At 33.1% G+C, this 24440-nt stretch carries 17 protein-coding genes and 1 riboswitch; of the genes, 3 read left to right on the forward strand and 14 right to left on the reverse strand.

The genetic code is table 11. From position 1 onward, the window contains the following. The first annotated feature begins 33 nt into the window (after window positions 1-33). On the forward strand, window positions 34-2919 hold the full coding sequence (locus tag V4538_11020) for a histidine kinase (GenBank protein ID MES2381564.1): 2886 nt from the start codon (window positions 34-36) through the stop codon (window positions 2917-2919). A 9-nt stretch (window positions 2920-2928) separates the two neighbouring features. Continuing rightward, window positions 2929-3678 (forward strand): LytTR family DNA-binding domain-containing protein, encoded by a 750-nt coding sequence (locus tag V4538_11025; GenBank protein MES2381565.1) that lies wholly within the window; start codon window positions 2929-2931, stop codon window positions 3676-3678. A gap of 249 nt (window positions 3679-3927) precedes the next feature. On the opposite strand, the gene metH is transcribed toward V4538_11025, so the two are convergent. From metH to V4538_11055, 6 genes are all read right to left on the reverse strand, one after another. Then, window positions 3928-6600, reverse strand: coding sequence for a methionine synthase (gene metH / locus V4538_11030; protein MES2381566.1), 2673 nt, complete (start codon window positions 6598-6600; stop codon window positions 3928-3930). Between the two features lie 71 nt (window positions 6601-6671). Beyond that, on the reverse strand, window positions 6672-7073 hold the full coding sequence (locus tag V4538_11035; protein MES2381567.1) for a four helix bundle protein: 402 nt from the start codon (window positions 7071-7073) through the stop codon (window positions 6672-6674). A 26-nt stretch (window positions 7074-7099) separates the two neighbouring features. Next, complete coding sequence (locus V4538_11040; protein ID MES2381568.1) at window positions 7100-8107, reverse strand: homocysteine S-methyltransferase family protein; 1008 nt, start codon at window positions 8105-8107, stop codon at window positions 7100-7102. 152 nt (window positions 8108-8259) lie between these two features. After that, a riboswitch (SAM riboswitch) is annotated at window positions 8260-8364 on the reverse strand. Between the two features lie 88 nt (window positions 8365-8452). Continuing rightward, complete coding sequence (locus V4538_11045) at window positions 8453-9397, reverse strand: CorA family divalent cation transporter (protein MES2381569.1); 945 nt, start codon at window positions 9395-9397, stop codon at window positions 8453-8455. A 64-nt stretch (window positions 9398-9461) separates the two neighbouring features. Continuing rightward, the gene (locus tag V4538_11050; protein ID MES2381570.1) at window positions 9462-12470 is read right to left on the reverse strand and encodes a gliding motility-associated C-terminal domain-containing protein; all 3009 of its coding nucleotides are present in this window, start codon (window positions 12468-12470) and stop codon (window positions 9462-9464) included. Window positions 12471-12562: 92 nt separating this feature from the next. After that, window positions 12563-13282: a 2-phosphosulfolactate phosphatase gene (locus V4538_11055; GenBank protein ID MES2381571.1), complete on the reverse strand. Its 720-nt coding sequence runs from the start codon at window positions 13280-13282 to the stop codon at window positions 12563-12565. A gap of 232 nt (window positions 13283-13514) precedes the next feature. Here V4538_11055 and metK point away from each other — a divergent pair, with 232 nt between their 5' ends. Next, window positions 13515-14768 carry a methionine adenosyltransferase gene (gene metK / locus V4538_11060; protein MES2381572.1) on the forward strand — a complete coding sequence of 418 codons (1254 nt, stop codon included), beginning with the start codon at window positions 13515-13517 and terminating at the stop codon, window positions 14766-14768. A gap of 260 nt (window positions 14769-15028) precedes the next feature. Here metK and gldN read toward each other — a convergent pair whose 3' ends face one another. The 8 genes from gldN to V4538_11100 all read right to left on the reverse strand — a co-directional run bounded on the left by gldN (window position 15029) and on the right by V4538_11100 (window position 24414). Further along, the gene (gldN, locus tag V4538_11065; GenBank protein MES2381573.1) at window positions 15029-15877 is read right to left on the reverse strand and encodes a gliding motility protein GldN; all 849 of its coding nucleotides are present in this window, start codon (window positions 15875-15877) and stop codon (window positions 15029-15031) included. A gap of 2 nt (window positions 15878-15879) precedes the next feature. Continuing rightward, window positions 15880-17430, reverse strand: coding sequence for a gliding motility protein GldM (gene gldM / locus V4538_11070; GenBank protein MES2381574.1), 1551 nt, complete (start codon window positions 17428-17430; stop codon window positions 15880-15882). A gap of 71 nt (window positions 17431-17501) precedes the next feature. After that, window positions 17502-18299: a gliding motility protein GldL gene (gldL, locus tag V4538_11075; protein ID MES2381575.1), complete on the reverse strand. Its 798-nt coding sequence runs from the start codon at window positions 18297-18299 to the stop codon at window positions 17502-17504. 46 nt (window positions 18300-18345) lie between these two features. After that, window positions 18346-19581, reverse strand: a complete 1236-nt coding sequence (locus V4538_11080; protein ID MES2381576.1) for an SUMF1/EgtB/PvdO family nonheme iron enzyme — start codon at window positions 19579-19581, stop codon at window positions 18346-18348. 162 nt (window positions 19582-19743) lie between these two features. Then, entirely contained in the window at window positions 19744-20769 is a 1026-nt protein-coding gene (locus V4538_11085) for a type IX secretion system membrane protein PorP/SprF (protein MES2381577.1), read from the reverse strand. A 190-nt stretch (window positions 20770-20959) separates the two neighbouring features. Beyond that, the gene (locus tag V4538_11090; protein MES2381578.1) at window positions 20960-21718 is read right to left on the reverse strand and encodes a uroporphyrinogen-III synthase; all 759 of its coding nucleotides are present in this window, start codon (window positions 21716-21718) and stop codon (window positions 20960-20962) included. Beyond that, the gene (locus tag V4538_11095) at window positions 21715-22659 is read right to left on the reverse strand and encodes a DUF4271 domain-containing protein (GenBank protein ID MES2381579.1); all 945 of its coding nucleotides are present in this window, start codon (window positions 22657-22659) and stop codon (window positions 21715-21717) included. Before V4538_11095 ends, V4538_11090 begins: the two co-directional genes overlap by 4 nt. Window positions 22660-22662: 3 nt before the next feature. Then, window positions 22663-24414 carry a hypothetical protein gene (locus V4538_11100; protein ID MES2381580.1) on the reverse strand — a complete coding sequence of 584 codons (1752 nt, stop codon included), beginning with the start codon at window positions 24412-24414 and terminating at the stop codon, window positions 22663-22665. Window positions 24415-24440: the final 26 nt, after the last annotated feature.

Here is a 24440-nt window from a genome sequence, read left to right on the forward strand (position 1 = left end):
TAAATTATATTTGTTAACTATTAAAATAAGTAATTGAAAGCAGTAGTATTTATTTTAGCATATATGTTATCGACTGCCATGTATGCGCAACAACCGTATTTTACGGTATTGAACGATACAAAAGGGTTGCCATCAAATAATGTATATAATATTTTACAAGATAAAAAAGGTTATATATGGATAGCAAGCCAAGAGGGCATAAGCAGGTACGATGGGTATAATTTTAAAACCTACAAAAATACCAATCAAACCTCAGCAGCGGGTAGTAATTTAAAAGAAGATGTTTTGGGTAGAATTTGGTACCAAAATTTTGATGGTTACTGTTATTACATAGAAAATGATTCGCTACATGCTTTAAAACAAAATAAACCAATTGGCTTTTTTGCTTTTGGAATAACCAATAATTATTTGTTTTTATTACAATATAAAGGGATTGATGTTTACAATATAAACACCTTACAATTAATTAAAACAATACCATTTTTTTCTGCTATTAAAGATATAAATAATACAGCTTGTTTTAACAACAACTATTATTTTACAGCCAATAAGGTGCTTTATAAAACTACTTCTAATTTAAAATTAGAAGCTACTCGGGTACAAATTGCAAGCAATGAAAAAAACAATCAAATATATGCCACCAATAAAAATTTGGTTTTAACTGCTCGAGAAAATGAAAACGAACAATTGTATTTTATTGAAAATGGTAAGTTGCAACCTACTTCTAAAATAGGAGGGCCAAAACTCATTCAAAATTTGCATTTAATTGATAATGATTATTGGGTGTTAGCTCCTAATGGTGCTTATGTATTTGGTAAAAATGGATTTAAGCATTATTTTAAAAATCAAAGTATTTCGTGTGTTATAAAAGATAGAGATAATAATTATTGGGTATCATCGGTTAATAAAGGCATATTTATTATTCCTTCATTACAAACCACATTTGTTGCTATCGAAAATTATGTACCCAGTTTATTTGAAAAAACAAAGGGAGGGTATTTACTTTTTACTCAAAATAATGAGGTGGTGGCATTAAATAATAATTTTGAACCTCATAAAAAACTATTTACCAATCCTAGTAATGCATCTATTTATTACACCTATTACGATTCTAGTTTAGATGTTTTATTAACATCTTCTTTTGGCACTGGTATTTTTAATTCAAAACCGTTTGGTTTTATTAAACATGAAGATTTTGCTTTAAAATCAATAGCAAAAATTGATCATAAATATTATGCACTGGCCACAAGTGGTTACGCTAATTTGGTTATTTCGCCAAATGCCAATAAAAATATTCCATCAAAATGGGATGATTTTTACAATAAAAAACTAAAAGAAGGGAATGGCGATGCGGCCGATTTTATTAGTAGTATTAGGGCCAAAACTGTGGCATATAGTCCAAGTCAAAATGCTATTTACTGTGGTTCAAATATTGGACTTCATAAGCAAACCATTTATAATCAAACTGAAATAAAGCAAAACAATCAAAGTGTTTTTGTTTCAAAGCTAATAGCTTTTAAATCGTTCATATTGGCACTAACTACTAAAGGCGAGTTAATTACCATCACAAACGATACTTTATTTAATACACTTAATAGCCTGCCAAATATTGATATAAAAGAAGTAAAAAAAATAAAAGCTTTTGGTAATTACTTGTGTATTTTGGGTAACGATAAATTTATAATTGTAAACACTGAAAATATACATAAAACCATTTATCAGTTATCAATACAGCTTAAAACAAGCGAAATAAACGACTTTATACTTGAACAAAATCAACTTCATATTTTAACACATAATAATATAATAAGTGTAGCTGTAAATGGAATAAATAAACTTGAAGTAAAGCCCAATTTTGTAATAGAAAACTATGAGGTAAATGGAAAACAGTATGCCACAATAAACGAGTCGTTCTCGTACCAAGAAAACAATATTATTATTAATTATGCTTTGCTTAATTATGCCCAATTTCAGCACCAAAATATTGCTTACAAAATAAACAACGAAAACTGGGTTAATACCATGCCTAATATGCGTTCTCTTCAGTTTGCCTCGCTTTCGCCAGGTAATTATACCATTCAGTTTAAAGTTAATAATACCGTACTTACTAATGTTGTTGTAAAATTTAAAATTAACAAACCTTTTTGGTTACAATGGTGGTTTTTGTTATTAATAGTTTCCATTTTAACTATATCAGGACTAGGCTATTATAAATGGCAAATTAGTTTATTAGTAAAAAAGAATAAACTAATAACCGAAAAAATGGCTTTGGAAAATGAGTTAAATAAATCAAAATTAACTTCCATCAAGTCGCAAATGAATCCCCATTTTTTTTACAATGCACTTAATACCATCCAGTCGTACATTTTTATAAATGATAAAAAAAATGCAAATAATTACCTGTCAAAGTTTTCGAAACTAACACGTATGATACTTGAAATGAGCGAAAAAGAAACCATAACCATAGGCGAAGAAATAGAAGCACTTAATTTATACCTAGCCTTGGAACAAATGCGTTTTGAAGACGACTTTTACTTTGAGATAAAAATAAGTGTAGACTTAGATAAAGAAATGGATAAAATACCTCCCATGTTGGTACAGCCATATGTAGAAAATGCCATCAAACATGGACTGCTTCACAAGGATGGAAAGAAAAACTTATCTGTTTTATTTGATTGTATTGAAAATAATTTGATGGTAACTATTAACGATAATGGAGTAGGCAGAAAACGTTCTGAACAATTGAATAAAATAAAAGATAGTAAGCATCAGTCTTTTTCTACCCAAGCTAATAAAAAGCGTTTAGAAATTTTAAATCAAAGTAAAAACAAACCTGTAGCCGTAATTATTACCGATAATTATAACGAAATTGGAAATGCAACAGGAACTACCGTAACACTAACCATACCCCTAACTTAAAACTAATACATGTACAAAGCTGTAATTATAGATGATGAAAAAATGGCCCGCACCTTATTGGAAGGCATGCTTAATGAATATTGTAAAGATATAACCATTGTAGAAAGCTGTAAAGATTTACCAACTGGTGTAAAAGCAATACGAAAACTCAATCCTGATTTAGTGTTTTTAGATATAGAAATGCCTGGACATAGCGGTTTGGAGTTATTGGAGTTTTTTAACGATGAGGAGGTTAATTTTTCAGTAATTTTCACAACAGCTTATAACCAATATGCCATTCAAGCATTTAAGTTTTCGGCCGTTGATTATTTGTTAAAGCCGATAGAGATTGCTGATTTAGAGACTGCACTCGAACGTTTTAGAAAACAAAATCACAAACAAAATTTTGGTATTTTAAAAGATAACTTATCAAACATCACACAACAAAGGAAATTAGCTATTTATACTACTGGATCCATAAAATTTATTGATATAAACGAAATATTGTTTTTTAAAGCCGATGGTGCTTATACACGCATTATTTTAAACGATGAAACCGAAATTTTGGCAAGTAAAAGCCTTAAAACTTATGAGGATATTTTAGCCGATACTGCTTTCTTTTTCAGAAGTCATAAATCGTTTATAGTTAATATCAATTATATAACTGAATATGTAAGAAATGATGGTGGTTATGCATTGGTAAATAAACATCACCAAGTATCAGTATCAACCGATAAATTAGATACATTATTGAATTTAATTAGCCGCAAAGGGAAATAGAAAATTGGCTCTTGACCCAAACTTGCTTGATACTCATATTTTATTTAACCATTGTTCTGTATTACTCCCCCCATCTTAACCAACAATAACTGGGCTTCCTATTCACATAAATGCTACTTTAAGGTATTGCACTTTTAGAAGATTGACTTATATTTTTATCTTGTTGGATAATTCTCATAGCTATAGAAAACAGCGGATAATGATTGTTTCTTCTCAATTCACTTTTGTCTATGGTCTACTAACCATCAACTAATCATCGTATCCTAAGTTTGGCGATAACCATTTCTCTACGTAATCAATACTTACATTTTTACGCTTAGCGTATTCTTCAACTTGGTCTTTTTGAATTTTACCTACCGCAAAATATTTACTGGCTTCATTGGCAAAATAAAAACCACTTACTGCCGATGCCGGATACATAGCAAAGTTCTCCGTAAGTACAATACCTGCATTTAATTCCGCTTGCAAAATATCGAACAACTTGCGTTTTTCAGTATGGTCAGGACAAGCAGGATAACCCGGTGCCGGGCGAATACTATTGTATTTTTCGCGGATAATTTCATCATCTGTTAATTGTTCACCCGCAGCAAAACCCCAATATTCTGTTCTTACCAACTCATGCATTTTTTCGGCAAAAGCTTCTGCCAACCTATCAGCGATGGCTTTTATCATAATACTATTATAATCGTCATGGTCTTTTTCGTAAGCTTCAACCAGTGGCTCAATACCAATACCTGCTGTAACAGCAAACATACCTAAGTAGTCTTGCTTACCGCTTTCTTTAGGAGCCACAAAATCAGCTAAACATAAGTAAGGTTGGTCAGCCGCTTTTTCATTTTGTTGACGTAAAAAGCTGAAGGTTGTTGGTTGCCCTTTGTCAGTTATTATTACATCATCACCAACAGCATTGGCTTCATAAAAACCAATTACCCCACGAGCCGTTAACAATTTTTCATTGATTACTTTATCTAACATTTTGTTAGCATCATCAAATAATTTTTTGGCTTCTACTCCTACTATTTTATCATCGAAAATAGTAGGGTAACGACCCACTAATTCCCATGTTAAAAAGAAAGGCGTCCAGTCTATACGTTGGCGTAATTCTTCCAATGGAAAATTATCAAATACCTTAGTTCCTAAAAATTGAGGTGTTACTATATTGTCAAAACTCACAGGTATTTTATTGGCTCTTGCTTTAGCTAAGTCTACAAAATTTTTATCCTTTTTACGGTTCTTGTAATCAATTCTAAACTGTTCGTATTCGTCTTTAAATTTCTTTTCAGATGCCACACGCTGATCAGGGCTGATTAAACTTGCTGCCACCGGCACACTCTTACTGGCATCCAACACATGTACCACAGGGCCACTATAAACAGGGTCTATTTTAACTGCAGTATGTGCTCTACTGGTTGTAGCTCCACCAATTAACAAAGGAATATTCATGCCTAAACGTTCCATCTCTTTGGCTACATATACCATTTCATCTAAACTAGGTGTAATCAATCCACTCAAACCAATTACATCCACCTTTTCTCTAACGGCAACTTCTAAAATTTTATCAGCAGGCACCATTACACCAATATCAATTATTTCGTAATTGTTACAAGCCAATACTACACCTACAATGTTTTTACCAATATCATGCACATCACCCTTCACCGTAGCCATTAATATTTTACCCTGGTTGGTGGTCATGTTACCATTCTTACGTTTTTCCTCTTCCATATAAGGCATTAAAACAGCAACCGCTTTTTTCATTACACGTGCACTTTTAACTACCTGTGGTAAAAACATTTTTCCGGCACCAAATAAGTCACCCACTATATTCATACCCGCCATTAATGGCCCTTCAATTACATGTAAAGGTTTATCATAACCCAATCTGGCTTCTTCTGTATCTGCTTCTACAAACTCAACAATCCCTTTTATTAAAGCATGGCTTAATCGCTCTTCCACCGTGCCTTTACGCCATTCATCATCAACTACACTTTCTTTTCCTTTTCCTTTTACGCGTTCGGCTAGTTCCAATAAACGTTCTGTTGCATCATCTCTTCTATCCAACAAAACATCTTCTACATGCTCTAATAATTCTTTATCTATCTGGTCGTAAACTTCCAATTGGCTTGGATTAACAATACCCATATCCATTCCATTGTTAATGGCATGGAATAAAAAGGCAGAGTGCATAGCTTCACGCACTTTATCGTTTCCTCTAAACGAGAAGGAAACATTGGAAACACCACCACTAATTTTAGCACCCGGTAAATTGTCTTTAATCCATTTAGTTCCTTTAAAGAAATCCAATGCATTTTTTCTATGCTCTTCCATACCCGTAGCCACAGGAAAAATGTTTGGATCAAAAATAATATCGCCTGCAGGGAAATGAACTATTTCCGTTAAAACCCTATAGGCTCTTTCAGCAATCTCAATTCTACGTTCATAATTATCCGCTTGTCCTTGTTCATCAAAAAGCATTACAATAACAGCAGCACCAAAACGTTTTACAATTCTGGCCTGGCGTATAAACTCTTCCTCTCCACCCTTAAGCGAAATAGAATTTACAACGCATTTACCTTGCACGCATTTTAAACCAGCTTCTATAATTTCCCATTTCGATGAATCAATCATAATAGGCACTCTTGAAATATCAGGCTCAGACGCAATTAAATTCAAGAATTTAACCATGGATTCTGTTCCATCTATCATCCCCTCATCCATATTGATATCAATAATTTGAGCACCACCTTCTACCTGCTGACGGGCAACAGCTAAAGCCTCTTCAAAGTTTCCTTCACGGATAAGGCGTAAAAACATTTTCGAACCTGTAACATTGGTTCTTTCACCTACGTTTACAAAATTGGTTTCCTTAGTAATTACTAATGGCTCAAGGCCTGAAAGGCGTAATGTATAATCTTTGTTCATTTATTTTTTGCTGCTGGCCACTGGCTTCTGGCAACTAGCTGGACTGCTAGAGGTAAGAAGCCTGTGGCAATTTATTTATAGTCTTGTCTAATTTTCAAAATCAAATTATTTATCTGCTTTTGAACTTTATTTATTTCTTCTATTAAAGAAGTTGTCGTTTCTTCTTTTGTAAAGCCTAATTCTGCACACAACAACAATTGGGTTTCTAATTCAAAAGATGAACCAATTGCTATTTCTAAAAATCGTTTAAATTCAGCATCACTGTTTCTACTTGTTCCTTCTGCAATGTTTGACGGAATAGAAATCGTTGCTCTACACATCTGAGAAACCAATCCAAACTTTTCTTCTTTTGGTAATGTTTCTGAAAATTGATAAACCTGCTTTACCAATTTCATACTATCATTCCAGATATCGTATTTTTTAAAGTCTCTCATATTTATAGCAGCTAGCTTCTGGCCTTCAGCAACTGTCACTTATTTTATTGTTATCTTGCCAAAGGCTAGTTGCCAGCAGCCAGAGGCATAAGCGCTCTCGGTTCATACTTAGCAGCCATATCAGCAATAGCTTTTATATGGTCAGGAGTAGTTCCGCAACAGCCACCCAAAATATTCACCAATCCTTCTTTACAAAACTCTTCTACCTGTTTAGCCATAGCAGCAGGGCTTTCATCATACTGTCCAAACTCATTTGGCAGGCCTGCATTTGGATAAGCACTTACAAAAAATGGTGAATGTGCAGCCATAACTTGTAAATACGGCCTTAATGCACTTGCCCCTAAAGCACAGTTTAGTCCGATGCTCATTAAAGGAGCATGTTGCATACTAATTAAAAAGGCTTCCGTTGTTTGACCAGATAAGGTTCTTCCGGAGGCATCAGTAATAGTTCCGGAAATCATAACCGGGTAATGTTTACCCAATTCTTCAAATACTTCATCCACCGCATACAATGCAGCCTTGGCATTTAAAGTATCAAAAATGGTTTCAATCAATAAAATATCAACTCCACCTTCAATTAACTTAAAGGCTTGTTGTTTATAGGCTTTTACCAATTCATCAAAAGTAGTAGCTCTATAACCAGGGTCATTTACATCAGGACTGATAGATAAAGTTCTGTTAGTTGGCCCCATTGCACCAGCTACAAACCTTGGTTTGTGCGGTTCTTTAGCCGTCATTTCATCAGCCACTTCTTTGGCTAATTTTGCCGAGTAGTAATTAATATCATCTACCAAATGCTCCAAGTGGTAATCAGCTTGTGCAATAGTAGTTCCACTAAAAGTATTGGTTTCAACAATATCAGCACCCGCTTCAAAATACAAACGATGAATATCTTTAATAATTTCCGGACGGGTAATAGAAAGTAAATCGTTATTACCCTTTAATGGATGTGCATGATTAGCCAAAGCCTCATTTCTGAAATCAGCTTCTTCTAAATGATGGCGTTGAATCATTGTGCCCATTGCACCATCTAAAATTACAATCCGTTGCTTTAATATGTCGTATATGTTCATTTTTTTTACAATGTCCATAGTCCATAGTCGATTGACCATAGGTTAATACATTCAAAAGCCATGGACTATGGTCTATTAGCTATTGACTTTTCCAGTAAACTTGTATCTGATTTTGTGTTTGAGCGCTAACATTGTGTACCAACGCATTCATTCACTTATCAGTTCTCTCTGTGTGAGATAGGTATTGGCACTCCGCTACTAAATAGTTTTTGCCAAGACATCATAGGGCCTATTCCCTCCGTCTTTCTGGATAAGTAGTGCAAATATAAAAATGAAAATGATATAAAGTAATTTTTTTTCTTTTGGTATAAATACATACCCAGTTGGACGATTAATAATTGATACCTATATCCAGCCTCTTCTTTTAAAACTGAACAATACCGCCAGCGAAGAAAGTACCATTAATCCAATACAAACTGCAAAACCCAATGGTTCATTAGCACCCGGAATTATGTTAAAATTCATTCCGAAAATACCTGCTATCAATGTGGGGGGTAAAAATGCTATAGAGAAAACCGTAAATCGCTTTAACACCTTATTTTGTTCTAAGTTAATTAAACCCGTTAAAGTATTTTGTAAGTATTCCAATCGTTCAAAGTTAAACGTACTGTATTCAACCAGCGATTGAATATCTTTTAAGATGATACGTAAACGAACTTTTCTATCCTCTGGAAACAAACTGCTTTTTAGTAAATTCGACAATACACGTTGCTTATCAATCATGCTCTCACGTAACATCATCGTATTTTCCTGCAACTCTGTAATGTCCAATAAAAATTCACTATTGGGGTCTCTATCTGTACTCAAGGTACGACTAAAAACCGTTATTTCATTCGATACGCGTTCAATTAAATCAGCTTCTAAATCAATACGGGTTTCCTGCAAACTCATCAACACATCAAAGCCCGAATTAAAATTTTCGCTGTTAGCCTTCATCTTCCGCACTACATCAGCAAAAGTTGATAAATCAGCCTGCCTGAAAGTATACAAAACACTTTCCTTTATAATAAAAGAAACCGCATGCTTTTCATACTGACCATTTTCTAAACGTAAAAAATTGCTATTAGCCGTAATCTCATTGTTACGTTCAAAATAACGCGAGCTGCTTTCAATCTCCGCTATTTCTTGCGGAGTTTGAATACTAATACTTGTTTTACTTTCAATCCACTCTTCTTCTTCCGTAGTAGGTGCTTGCATATCTACCCACATTATATTTGTGAGAGAATCTAAACGCTTTACATCGTTATCTTTTACAATTTTATCGCCTTGTTTGTAGAAAATGCGAATCATGGCCGGCAAGATAAAACTTTTAGCAAAAGTAATTCAACTAATAATAATAAATTAATGCGTGCTATTATCTAAGTAGCGATACATTACCCTTTTTAGAGTAACTAATATCATCATAACTAGTATAATCAATGCTATAAAAATACACATCAGCCTGTGCGGGTAAACCATCTAACTTACCATCCCAAAATTGTTTTTTATTCTCTGATTCAAAAACAAGCTGCCCCCATCTATTGTATATTTTTAAATGATATGTTTTCACAAACGAATAAGAAACACCAAATGCATCATTCAACCCATCTCCATTCATTGAAAAGGCATTGGGTGCATATACGTTGGGTTGTTGAAATAAAAATATTTCATTCGAACGGCTTTGGGCCAACATTTCATCAGTACCGTCTGCAATACTTTCTTTGGCAACTATATAGTAATTATAAGCACCTTCATCATAATTAAAATCCTTATCGGAATACGAATGAGGATTAATCTTAATCAATGATTCAAATGTTGACGATAAGAATTGCCTGTTTATTTGATAATTTTCTACACCACCTACCCAGCCCGTATATTCGTTCCAGTCAAGATTATGTTTTAAATAAGAAGATTTACCTTGTAACAATATAGAACAAGCCACTTTACCTTTAGGGCCAATATTATCGCAGGTATCATACATCACCAAATGGTAACAGTATGATTGCTTGTTTACATCTACATTTTGGTCAACATAAAAAGTATCCGTTACTTCTTCTAAAGTATCTATTGCAACAAAGCTCTTGGCATTATCAGTCGATTTATATAAAAAGTATTTAGCAAAATCTTTTTCCTTACTTGGTCTCCAGCTAATCCTGATATTTTCTGATGTATCAACCGTCACGGTGAACAATCTTTGTAGTTGTGGTATATACTCAATTTCACTAAAGGTTGACATGGTATCACTGCTTTGACCAATTAAACCACACTTATTTACTCCTACTATAAAATAACAATAATTAACTGTTTTGTTATTTGGCGAATTCTTATCAACGAAATAACGAACTGCTTGTTTAGCTATCGTATCTATTACTGCATAATTCGCAAAATCAATACCCCTGTAAACTACGAAATAACTAAAGTTTTCTGCTGGTGAAGTATCGCCATAATATACTGTGGTTTCATTGTTTTTACTCAATGTCATACATAACAAAGAAGGTGCTACAACCGGGGGCATACCAACCAGCTTTATCCAGATTCTTTTAGTTCCAATATTACCAATCGGACAACTCAAATTAGTAACACTAATATCAAAAGGTATATAACCCAATTTACCAGCCTCACAAGTTGGCGTATAACAAAATTGATTGTCAATACTATCAAAACCATAAACCAACGTATCAACCGAAGGGTAAGCCCCAACGTCTTTTCTGGCATAAAGAGGTGAGCTAATCCTCATCACAATAGAATCACCAACATCCTTTGCTTTCAAAGAAATGCATTTATGTTTATTAACGTCAAACTCAATAGTATCAGAAACAGCAGCAGCTTGTAAACTGTCATTTGGTAATATTTTAGGAATACTGTTAATAGTACTAACTAAAGGAGTTGCCACACCTTCCGAATCACATAAATTAACACTTTTTATTTTATAAGTGTAATCTATGCTTCTATTATTAGGTGTATTGTTATCAATAAACTGTGTGGATATTTTACCAACCTCTCCTATCAACTGATATCCTGAATCATGAACTCCCCTGTAAATTCTATAGCTTTTAAGCAAATTATAGGTTTTGGTATTCGTATCAGTCCAGTTTAATTGTGTTACATTATTTAAAAGCCCTAAACAGGTAAAATTAGGTGGAGGCGTAATGCGCATTGGTGTTATTCTTATTACTATTTCTTTTTTTACCGTTTGAGGAATAGGACATCCATTATCCTTTACTTCAATAAAAAAACTTACCGTCTTTGTATTATTCAATTCGCAACTTGTTTGCCAACAAAATCTATTTACAATACTCTTATAACCATTAATACTTTTTTTAACTGTTGGCTGGCTAATAATACTAGAAGAAAAATAAGGTGAAGCTACCGTCATATACAAAGAGTCATCATCGCTTGATTTAATATCAAAACAAATATTATTAGGAACCTCCACATCAAAAACAGTTCGCGAAGTAACCGTATCTATTGTATCAGTTGCTATAACCAATGGAGCCGGATTAGGTGCACATAAAATAACATTAAACTGAAGCTCCAATCTCACTTCTCCTATTTTTACCCCATTTCTATATTCTTCCACTTTAATAGCGGCTACAAAAGTGCCAACCTGATTAGGCGTAACCGATATTTCTCCTGTCTTTCTATTTATTGATAACGCAGGAGTACCCGAAATGGCAGTAGTAGCCGAAAAACCGGGTAACCAATCAATAGTACTATATGGCCCCTCTGAATTAAAAGGAGTTTCTTGATCTGAATTTGGGTTACCTGGTGTTAAATTTCCATTTAATGGATCAACCAAAGTATAAATTAAACTATCCGAGTTAGCATCGGTAAAATCAAAATTATAACTAAACGGATAACTTGAACATAATAATGTTACCGGATTGTTAGTGTACTTAGGAGTCGAGTTACGTATACCTGCTTTGGGAATTTCGGCATAAAAGGCAGTACTCGCATCACCGGGAACATTAATATTTGAAATAATATGATTTCTACAACAGCGTTCCCAACTTAAATAATAACCCGCTTCATTGTTAAATTCAGTTGGACTCATAGTAACAGTTGCAGTATAAAGTCCTTCTTCAGTACACTCAATAGTAGCACCACCACATTCAGGTTTTACAAAAGCTAAATTCTTTTTACCAATAAAATTTAAGATATAATACTGCTTGAGTACATCGTTGTTTTTGTTATATAAACCTATTCTTATATTGGGTTTATTAAAATCAGTTGTACTGTTCCTGCAGTCACGTAATACACGAAGACTAATTAAGAAATTATTCCCTCCAACCCACTGTACATCAAACCCACCACCAACAATATGGGTGGCGTATGATAATTTAATGGCTAAAGTTAAAAATAATATAAATGTAAATTTCTTCAATCCAACTGCAATATATAATTATAAGTACTAAAAATACTGCAATTGGTTCAGTGACAAAAATTTTACCCAATAATTAGTCAAATAAATTACTCCTATTTCGCGTTATTCACTAAATACACACCTTTCAAAATTGGTAATACGGGGGCAAAATCAATTTGCAAACAATATTTTATATCGTCCGTTTGCAAATGCAATAATTGAAAACGTTTGGCATGTGAAGACATGCGTACCAAATCCTCTAAATTATCCTTATTCGCTTGGTAAAGTAATTTAGCGCTTAATGCACTGTCACAATCTATCGTTAAGTCATGTTGTAAATTATCACAAATGGCTCCCGCAAATAATGTATCCTCCAAATTAACTTTATCCTTCCAACCGGCACATAGCAAAATAATATCCTCATCAACTGACTTAATCCAATTACATACCTGCGTTAAGTTTAAAAACGAACCTATAACAATATTTTTTGCTCCATGTTCCTGAGCGTATTTTAATGCTTTAGTGCCATTTGTTGTAGCCATTGCAACACTTTTTCCATCCAATAAATAATTATCAAAATCAAATGGCGAATTACCTAAATCAAATCCATCTACCTTAATGGCATCTTTTTCGGCAGCTATAACAAAATCAAAATCTTTGAAAATTCTACACTCTTCCGGGCTACTTACCGGTAAAATTTTTTCAACTCCATTTTTAAAAGCCACACACATACTACTTGTTGCCCTTAAAATATCTATAACTACAACCGACTTACCCGCAACCTTATAATAAGGCAATAAAGCCGGGCTCATAACAACTTCTAATTTTCGCATATTGCTTACAATTATACTATTAAAATTACTACTAACTTTAAACTTAACTTAACCTTTTAAAACTACGCATCAACTTAAAATCCTACTATATAATTGTTTAAAAATTGAAAAATTTATAATTAGCTTAAAATTAAGGCCCTACAAAAAGTTCTAAAACTAATGTAAATCAAGTGGTATAAGCTCAATGTAAAAACTTATTATTGCAGCTATTACAAAAAATTAATTATTAAAAATGGCATATCTATTCACATCAGAGTCCGTATCAGAAGGACATCCAGACAAAGTAGCCGATCAAATATCTGACGCGCTAATCGATAATTTTTTAGCATTCGATCCTGAATCTAAAGTTGCTTGTGAAACTCTTGTAACAACAGGTCAAGTAGTATTAGCAGGTGAAGTAAAATCAAAATCTTATTTAGATGTTCAAGAAATTGCACGTGGTGTAATTCGTAAAATTGGATATACCAAATCAGAATATATGTTTGAGGCTAACTCTTGCGGTATTCTTTCAGCTATACACGAACAATCAGCTGATATAAACCAAGGTGTTGATAGAAAAAAGAAACAAGACCAAGGTGCAGGTGACCAAGGAATGATGTTTGGATATGCTACAAACGAAACTGATGACTATATGCCATTAGCTTTAGATTTAGCTCATAAAATACTAATTGAATTAGCTGCTTTACGCAGAGAAAATAAAGCAATAAAATATTTACGTCCTGATGCAAAAAGTCAAGTTACTTTAGAGTATAATGACAATAATGAGCCTGTACGTATTGATGCTATCGTATTGTCTACTCAGCATGATGATTTTGGCCCGGAAGCTAAAATGTTGGCTAAAATAAAAGAAGATATTATTAAAATTTTAATTCCTAGAGTTAAAACCAAATACAAAAAATTTGCTCATTTATTCAATGACAAAATCCAATACCATATCAACCCAACAGGTAAGTTTGTTATCGGTGGCCCGCATGGTGATACTGGTTTAACCGGACGTAAAATCATTGTTGATACATACGGTGGTAAAGGTGCACATGGAGGAGGAGCATTTTCAGGTAAAGATCCTTCAAAAGTAGATCGTTCTGCTGCTTATGCAACTCGCCACATAGCTAAAAACTTAGTTGCTGCTGGTGTTTGTTCAGAAGTATTAGTTCAAGTTTCTTATGCAATTGGTGTTAAAGACCCAATGGGTATTTACATTAATACTTACGGTACATCGAAATTAAAAATGACTGATGGCGAAATTGCTAAAGCCGTTGAGAAATTATTTGATATGACTCCATACGGTATAGAAACCCGTTTAAAATTACGTAACCCTATCTATAGCGAAACAGCTGCTTATGGACACATGGGACGTAAAAACGAAATAGTAACTAAAGAATTCAAAGGTCCTGATGGAAAAATGACTAAATTCAAAGTAGAGTTATTTACTTGGGAGAAGTTAGATATGGTTGATAAAATCAAAAAAGCTTTTAAAATAAAATAAGCCCTTATCTAGCAATAAATTTTAACAGCCTCGAAGTAACTAACTTCGGGGCTGTTTCGTTTTAAAACCCAGCCATAAATAATACATTCCAACTTACACATTCCAACTGCTAGCGTTCTTTGTATTCACTTCAACTATCCTTTTACGATTGTAGTAACCAATAGAATTAACCGAAAACAATCATCTTTAAACTCTTTACAAATAAAAAGGGAGATTGCTGTTTGCAATCTCCCTTTTCAATTCTATAGGATTGTATTTTATTAATACTCCCACATATCGTGTTCTTTTTCAAATAAATCTTGCTTTATTTTTTCTCCTTCCAAAATAGCTGCAACACCATTGTCTTTAAACTCATCTCTTTCACGAATATACTTATCTTGTTCGTTAGATTGTTTGATTATATAACTAGAGAACATTCTAGCTTCAAACCAATCTTCATAAGTAATCCTAGCTGCATCATTTTGTCGGTTAAATACTTCAAAATTTATTAGTTGATGTCTTACATCACTTTCTTTTTCTAAATCTTTAGAATGATATCTTAACACACAAAGTTCTTGTTCACCTAAATCAACACCTGCTTTTTTCAACTTGTACATTGGAGCAATAGCAATTATTCTTACATAATAGGTGCTATGCTTTTTATCAAAAATCCAATCTTCAGTTATTTTAAATTTCTTCAATCCTTCTGCAGGATCAAATTTATTTACAACTGTGTCAATTTTAGTACCATCCTCTGGTGCTTCCGGATTAATAGCTACTTCAACAAACTCAGTATCTGAACCCAAAAGTAAAAACTCTTCAATTGACATTGAACTTGTCAAAGAATCATTTCTATAAGGAGTTAATTTACCGGTTTTAACAGCATTATAAAACACAACGCTTAAAGGGTTTTTAGGCCAAGCCATTACCTGATTTTGTTTTTCACGAACATCAACCATGCGTGTAATGCGTTTAGAACTCATTACATCAGCTTCTCTTAAGTAAGGCCAAGGCACTACTTTTCTTTCTTTCACGGCTTGACGATTATAAATAAAATCATCGTAAACACCTTGTGAGTAACCATTTAAAGCAGCTACTAAAACGATTAATATAATGCTTATTTTTTTCATAACTATCTAACTTCAACAACTAGTGCCGATGGAATAGGAACTGCACCTTGAGGTCCCATTGCTTTTACACCAGTAACAATAATTTTATCACCAGTTTTTACGTTTTGTAAAACACTTCTCATTCTTGGAGAAATTACTGAACCACTTCCAGACTCAAATTGAGGTGCTCCAGATTTTGGAGAGTAAATCAATTGGTAACTGATCGGTTTGTAACTAACACCTTCAAATACGAAATCTTTTAACGGTGTTCCAATGTATGATGCCGACTTAACCTGACCAGGTGAAGTAGAACCAGACACTTCAATTCCACCCAAAGTTAAAGTAGGGCGAGGAACATTTTTTAAGCGATATTTTTGCTCACCCATTTTTCTAACGCCATCAGGTGTTTTTACAGAAACACTAATTGTTAATTCTCTAGTAGAAATATCACTACCAGGGATAATTAATTTAAATGTTCCCGGTTGAGCATCTTTTGAAAGCGTACCAAAACTAGAAGTAACGTTTAACTCAGAAGCTGAATAACCTGGTACTGAAACCGAAATGGGGTTTTCAAGACCACGATACACAACATTCATTTTAGTTGCAGATACCACCGCTAAAGGTTTTACAACTGTATAGCTTGTTTTATTTTCATACGTCTTAATCTCACCATTTAATTTTCTTTGGGTAATTACTGCTGTATATTTTTTCTCCCCTTCACCAGATGCAGTTGTTTCATACATACCCACACCATTTTCTACTTTAACAGGGGTACCGTTTACTGTTAATTCAAAAGATTGGCGAGAACTATTAGCTGCCAAAAATATTTTTGCAACATATTTACCGCCTTGGGAAATATATGTTCCATTTTCGGGTATTACCTCTGCAGTAAAATTATCAACTATAAAATCAGTAACTGTCAAGCCTTTATTTAACTCATCCAAAACTTGAGCTTCTGTATTTTTAATATCATTCTCAATTTTAGTCAGTAATGTAGCCACTGCTGCAAGAGGAGAATGTTCAAATAACTCAGATTCCCATGTATGAGATGAGTTTTTAGGAGTTTCTGTAATTAAATCACTTTTTACATTACTTCTTTGCTCTGGAGGCAGAACTTCTAACATTTTAGTTCTCCACTCGTTAATTTTATTTCTTAACTCTTCTCCCTTTTTTTGAACGATTAAATAGTTAGCATGCTTTTCCATATTTGGGGCATCTACAATTTCGCCATCAGGTTTTCCTTCTTTACGTCCACCAGCATTCGTTATTAATAAATTCTTCAGGTCTGATACGTATTTAATGGCATCAGTTGCTATTTTATCAACTTTTTTTGCATTAGTTTGAGCTGTTAAACCTTTTTCGTCTGCCTTATTATTGCTAACATATTTATCAATTGAAGCTAATATTGATTTATTTTTACTTTCAATATTAACTCCAGCCTTTTCCATACTTACTTCAACTAAGTGGAACGCTTTTAATATTTCGGCTGATACATTCAGTGCCAATAGTGCTGTTAACACCAAGTACATCATGTTAATCATCTTCTGCCTTGGGGATACATTTCCTCCTGCCATTTCTTATCTAATTTTATTTTAAAACGATTAATAAATTATTTTAGTACAATTACTTACAAGAGTTAAGGAGATTATCCTTTAACGCTCATAGCTGATAACATATTGCCATAAACATTATTCAATGATGATAAGTTTTTAGACAATTTTTCCATTTCAACTTTGAAAGTTTCAGCTTGTTTGTTTGTATCGTTTAATGTGTTTACAGTTTTTGATAAACCACCAACGAATTCATTAATTGATTTTAAATGATTGTTTGATTCAGTAATCTCTAATTCATATACTGAATTTAAAGACGCTAAATTTTTAGTCATTCTTTCTATTTGAGCACCATACTCTTTAGAACCTTCTGAAGCAGAAACTAAACCATTCATAGCTTCAACAGCTTTAGAATATGAAGTATTGATTCCTGTTAATGACTCAGCTGCTTGTTTAACATTTTTGCTATAAGACTCAGTTGCAGCAGCAGCACTTGATAAATCTTTTAATCCTGATACGTTATCATTTAATGCACGGAAACCAGTTCCTAAACTATTAATTAAATCCGGACCAATTTTAGCGTCTTCCAACATTTTATCTAATTGTTGAGTAACACCAGCGCCTGATTTAGGAGCTTTTTTATTATCTTTAGGGTCTAAACCCGCTAACTCAGGGTAAACCAAAGTCCAATCTGGTTCTTGATGAGGCTTCTCAAACGCTGAAACTAAGAAAATACCTGCTTCAGTTAATAATCCCACGATAAGCATCTCATCAGCACCCTTCCAGTGCGTAATCTTAAATAATGCTCCTACGATTACAACTGCTGCTCCAATACCGTAAGCCTTTCCCATGAACGACTTAAATCCTTTACTTTCTAAGAAACTGTTAGCCATGTTTTTAATTTTAATTTTGTTTTAGGTTAATGATTATTTATTTAGTTTATTTTTTATCTTTATTCGAGCGACCAATGTAACTCATTACACAACGGAAACCAGTATATGAATTACAGCTGTCTTGGTATTCATAAGTTCTGGTACCACACTGTAAATAGTATGCTACATCTTTCCAAGAACCGCCACGAATTACTTTACGTTTTAAAGTCTCTGCGTTATCCGGATCATCCTCAGGAACCTCAAATTGATAGTCAGGATTATTATCGTGCGAGAATAAATTGGTATTGGTTTCATATGCAGTACTTGTCCATTCTGCAACATTTCCACTCATATCATACAATCCGAAATCGTTAGGGAAGTATGAATTTACTCTAATTGGGTAATGTCCACCGTCAGAAACATACTCGCCACGACCTGGTTTGTAGTTAGCTAAAGAACAACCTTTAGCATTTCTAACATAGTAATTTCCCCAAGGGTAATGATTTTGATCTCTACCACCACGGGCAGCGTATTCCCACTCATACTCTGTAGGCAATCTGAATTCAGTAACTGTAGGTTCTTCAACATCATTATAATATGAGTTTAAATGATTTGTTCTCCAATAACAGAATGCGCGAGCTTGATGCCAGCTAACACCAACTACAGGATAATCATCATATTTCGGATGCCAAAAGTATACTTGAGCTAAAGGCTCATTATAAGAATAAGTGAAATCTCTAATAAATACTAAGGTATCAGGATAAATTTTAACTACCTTTTCTTTCATAAAATCGCGCTTAGAGCGTTTATAAGCATCTTGACGTTTTAACTGTGCAGCAGCTTTTAAGTCAACATAAGTATATTTATATTCAATTTTACGAATATCTAACTGTTTTTGTCTGTAATAGCTCTCTGTTTCATTGTAAAACATATCCTGCAAAGCACTAACATCTGTATTCTTATCTATTGGTTTAGAGTAGTCAAGTGCTTGGTATGTATTACCAAATCCATCATCAACTTCTTGTGTAAATTCTAATTTTACTCTCATGATTGAATCAACAACAGTAGCAACGAACTGGCGGTATTCGTTATTTGTTATTTCTGTTTCATCCATATAGAAAGCTGATACCGAAATTTGTTTATTTGGTGCAAGCATTGCCATTGGAACATCTTGCTCAGTTGCTCCAATATGTATTGAACCGGTTGGTACATAAATAGTACCGAATGGTTGAATATGAGACCACGATCTGCGTCCTTGAACGCCAACCAGCTCTCCTTTATCATCGAAGCCACACCCTACCAATGCAATGGCAACAATTGTTAGTAATATTAAATTTATTTTTTTCATTTTCTTGCAAAAAATTAATAAATGTCGAAAGGCAAAATTATATTTTATTAGGTAAAAAGCAAATTTTCCACATTTTATTATCAATTAACGTGGTTCTCTGCTAATTATTATATAAAATTATAAAATTCTTGGTGTTTTAATTGGAAATATTACTGGTGGTTGCTTTACACTTGTTTTAAAACCGAAGCAATACCTCAATCCTATTTCATGAGAACCTTGACTGTAACTGATAATGTCACTTGTAATTAAATCGTAACTATAGCAGGCCATTAAACCGAAAGGGAAATTATAGCCTAATAAAATAGAGAACTCTTGCGGTGTTCTATATGATAAGCCTCCCATCAATGTTTGATTATAAGTAGCCATTACATTTACGTCTGCACTGCTTTTAGTTCCATCTGTTTTGTATAAAATATTTGGATTTAAAACAATATTTGAAGAACCTAAATCGTAATTAGCTCCTGTCATAGCATAATAGTGTCTATCTTGACTAGCTGTTTTGCTTTGGTTACCCCATGACCAAGTTGCAGTTGGTGTATTAAGATGTAATGATGACAAACCAAAATAAAAATCGTTGAATATGCTTAACTGAGGCATTGTATAGTAAAGACCTAAATCGAAATTAACACCAATACCACTTACATTAGAAGTAGGAATCAATGGGTCATTCGGGTCAATGGCCACTAATTTAGAACCATCTAATCCTTTTTGCACAAAACCAATTCCCAAACCACCTGCTAGTTTAGAACCATTATCAAACGGATGAATATATGCTACACTCAAAGTTGGAGCTAACGTGCGAGAAAAACCTAACTCATCGTTCCAAACATTCAAACCTAAACCTACTCTACCTAAATTGGCATGTATGCCAAAATTTAATGTCGTTGGCGCATTACCTTGCCCTACCGGTTTAACATTTCCAGAATTTGCATCTGGTGTAAACGCTGTTCCTCCACCGTACCCAACCCATTGCGTTCTATAGGTTGCATTGGCACAAATTTTTTCTGGCGTTGAACCTGCAAAACCCGGATTATAAAACAACTTATTATTCATAAATTGAGTAAACTGAGGATCTTGTTGTGCTTGAAGTTTAATAGAGGTTAAACTTATAATTAAAAGTAATATAGTAAATTTTATTTTCATCAACTGTTAGTACTTGTTTATATTTATAATTTTCAATAATAAACAATTAAATTAAAAATACAAATAGGGTTCTTTATATTCATTAACGAAATATAATTATTGATGGTATAAAAAAGTACATAAAAAACAAAATGCCTTGAAAACGAAAAAGTTTCAAGGCATTTTATCCGAATTTTGAAGTGTAAATATTTTATTTTTCCTTATTTATTTCTATTATAAATTTATCAATAGCTGCAACCATAGAAGGAGTTTCTGGTGTTGGAGCTTGAATATTAGCTGTTAGTTTTTCGTCCTTAATTGCTTTAATAGTTGTTGCTCCCCAAGCGGCAATTACTGTTTTGTTTTGTTTAAAATCAGAGAAATTTTCATACAGTGAGCGTATATCTGCAGGACTAAAGAATGCGATGATGTCATAATTAACATCGCTCAGGTCTTGTAAATTAGCAGAGGCAATGCGATAGAAATAAGCTTCTTTAAAAGTATATTTACTTTTTTTCATAAACTTCTCTATATCCTGCTTTCTCCAATCGCTGCAAGCAAATAAATACTTTTCTTTGGGATGGTTTTTAAATAACGGGAATAACTCTACCTCGGTGCCTTTTCCAACAAACACTTTTCGTTTACGAACCTGAATATATTTCGATAAATAGTTAGCGATACTTTCGTTTACACAAAAATACTTCATATCAATAGGCATTTCTAATTTTAACTCTGCACACATTCTAAAGAAATGATCAACAGAATTACGTGAGTTCAATATAATGGCCGTATATTCAAGTATATTAACTTTTTGAGCTCTAAACTCTTTTGAGCTTAATGGATGAACCTCAATAAATGGCCTGAAATCAACTTTCAAGCTATATTTTTTAGCTAAATCAAAATAAGGTGATTTTTCGGTTTCGGGCTTGGGCTGACAAACCAATAAACTTTTAACTTTGGTATTTTTCAACTTAAATAGTTATTTAAAATTTTTATAAAAATGAGCCAAGGACTAATTTCTAAGGCGCAAAGATATATAAATATGTAAAAAAATGGCAATGTGCTTTTCGTAACTTGATTAATAAAGTAACGTATTAACCTGTAGAGAATTCCTGTAAAAAAAATACCAACTATAGTAAAAAATATTGCCTGCACAAAATCGGAATTGTTTATAAAAGTGTAAAAAATAGCAAACAGCAATAAAATTAAACTGGAGAAGTTGGCTATCTGAACGGTATTAATAATCATTTTCAATGATGAGTTTGTATCATCAAGTAAATAGCCTACGATAAAATGAACAATAAACTTAATGATATAAACCAATAATATAACTCCTGCTATAATTAGTGACAGTACTAAATAATTAAATTGATTGAGCAGCTGATTATAGGCAAAAAACTGAGCTAAAATATAAGAAAAACTTAATATGTAAATAAGAAATAGGTGGAATGATGTCCAGGTAAATTTACCATCTTTCCATTGGTTAATACTGCTCAGAAATGATAAATCAAATACGGAAACTATAGCTTGTTCAAAATTACGGGGATTACTTAAACGCACTAATGCTAAATAGAGCAATAGCAATAATAAATACCAAATTTTCCATTCATTGTTAATGACTATTGCCGGTTTAATTTGTTTCAGAAAAGGCAGATCACGAGTGTTGTTTAACTCCATAACCACTTGTATAGGAATAGCACTCTTTAGCTTTACAGTTGGATTAAAAATACTATTACAAATAGCATTATTTGCTAATGAATCAAGCAACGAAAACTTATTGTTAATTAAGCTATCTGTTACTTGTACATTACTTACTGAATCTATTTTAGGCGCAACAGGTAATTGCTGTGCCTGCATATTACAAGTAATGTATAAAAGCAGGATAGTATATATTCCTTTGATTAAATTCATTATTTAAAAATAGTTAATATAACCAAAATGTATTTTGGCCTTATTGTACTCAATTGGATTATCAAATTGTTTTCCCATAGCATAAACTAAAGTAAACACACCTGCCCCACTTTCAAAAACCAAACCTGCACCAAAACCAAATGGATTATCAACTCTAAATGGTTTGACGGCTTCGTTCTGATACCAGGCCTGATTATAAAAAACGAATACATTAGAGTTCTTATCTAAAATGTATCGCAATTCTGTATTCGCAATTAGGTATTTATTGGCAAATATACTTTGTTCATCGAAGCCACGAAGTGTTTTTAATCCACCAATGCGGAAAAGTTCGTTCAGAAATAAATTTTGCGTTTGTAACCATGCAATATTTGCCTCTGTTTTTAAAACAATACTTTTATATAGTTGTACATAATTTTCCGCTTTACAGGTAATTCGATATTGCAAAAATTGTAAATTGATGGAGTCATAGATATTGTACTTAAATCCTGAACCATTATCCAACTGAATGGCATTTATGGTAGGATTTCTTATGATATTTTTTGTGCCTAATGCAAAATCTACATCAAAGCTATAACCTTTGGTTGGATTGGGTAAATAATTAATCTTTGTTATTTTCAAGCCTATTCCATACAAATCTTTTCGTACATCGTTTGTTGATGGTAGTGCTTTATTACTCTTGATATAATTGGTATCAATAGTAATTAATGTTGTGCTCTGTGTTGAATAAAATAATTTTAAATAATTGGTACCAATAAACCGGTATTGAAAGGCTAAATCGTTTTGTAAATCAAAAAAGGCGGTATCGTACAACAATAAATTTAGGCCATAATCAAGCGCTACTTTTGTATTAAACAGATATGGGTAGTTAAACTTAATTTTTAATTCCTGAGCGGTTCCTAAAAAGCTTCTATAGTTTACATCTAATGATTTTCCGCTACCTGCAATATTTTGTAGCTTTAAATTTATATCACCTGTAATAATAATTTTATTTGATTGGCTGCTATTGGGAGCAAAACCAATGATACCATCAAAGCTGCTCGATTTTTTGTTTGTTAAATAGGTAATAAGTTTTGCCTTATTTCCATAAAAATACACTACTGACGATTGATTAAGGTTCACATAAGGCAACTCTGCCAATCTTGCATCTGTTCGTTTTATTATATTTTCATTATAAGCAGCACCTACTTTTATATTGGTATAGTTGGCTAAAAATTTGGGCTTTATTTTAGCATTGCCCAATACTCTTATGGAATCAAAAACAATTTGAGGACCTTTGTTAAACAATAAATTGGCACTTACAAAATTACTGTCTATCTCAACTGAATCTAAGGAAAAGGTAGCAAAGGGAAATGCATTATTGCTTAGCCACTGTAGTGCTTTCTCGACTTTTTGTGCGTATGCAACAGGATTGAAAACTGTTTTATTAAATTGTTGCAAATCAAAACCGGCCGCGCTTAATAAATAATTATCGCCTTTGGTATTGTTAATTTTTAACCACCTGAAGGAATTATTTGATTCTATATTTATTTCAACGGAATCGTTGGTAACAAATGTATAAGTGCAATTGGCCAGTAAATAGGATTGCCGTGCATACTGCAGAAGTATTTGATTAACGCCTGCTATTAAAGCTGCGGAATCATTATAAAATGAGGGTAAATTTAAATGGGGAGTGGCTTGATTTTGCGAATTTGATTTATAGGTATAATGTGCTTTTAAAATTGGTTTTTGTGCTCCGGCAAACAGGCATACAAACATTATGCAACACAACAATGTAAGGCGAA

It is taken from the genome of Bacteroidota bacterium (assembly GCA_040388375.1).
Lineage (GTDB): Bacteria > Bacteroidota > Bacteroidia > UKL13-3 > UKL13-3 > JAAFJM01.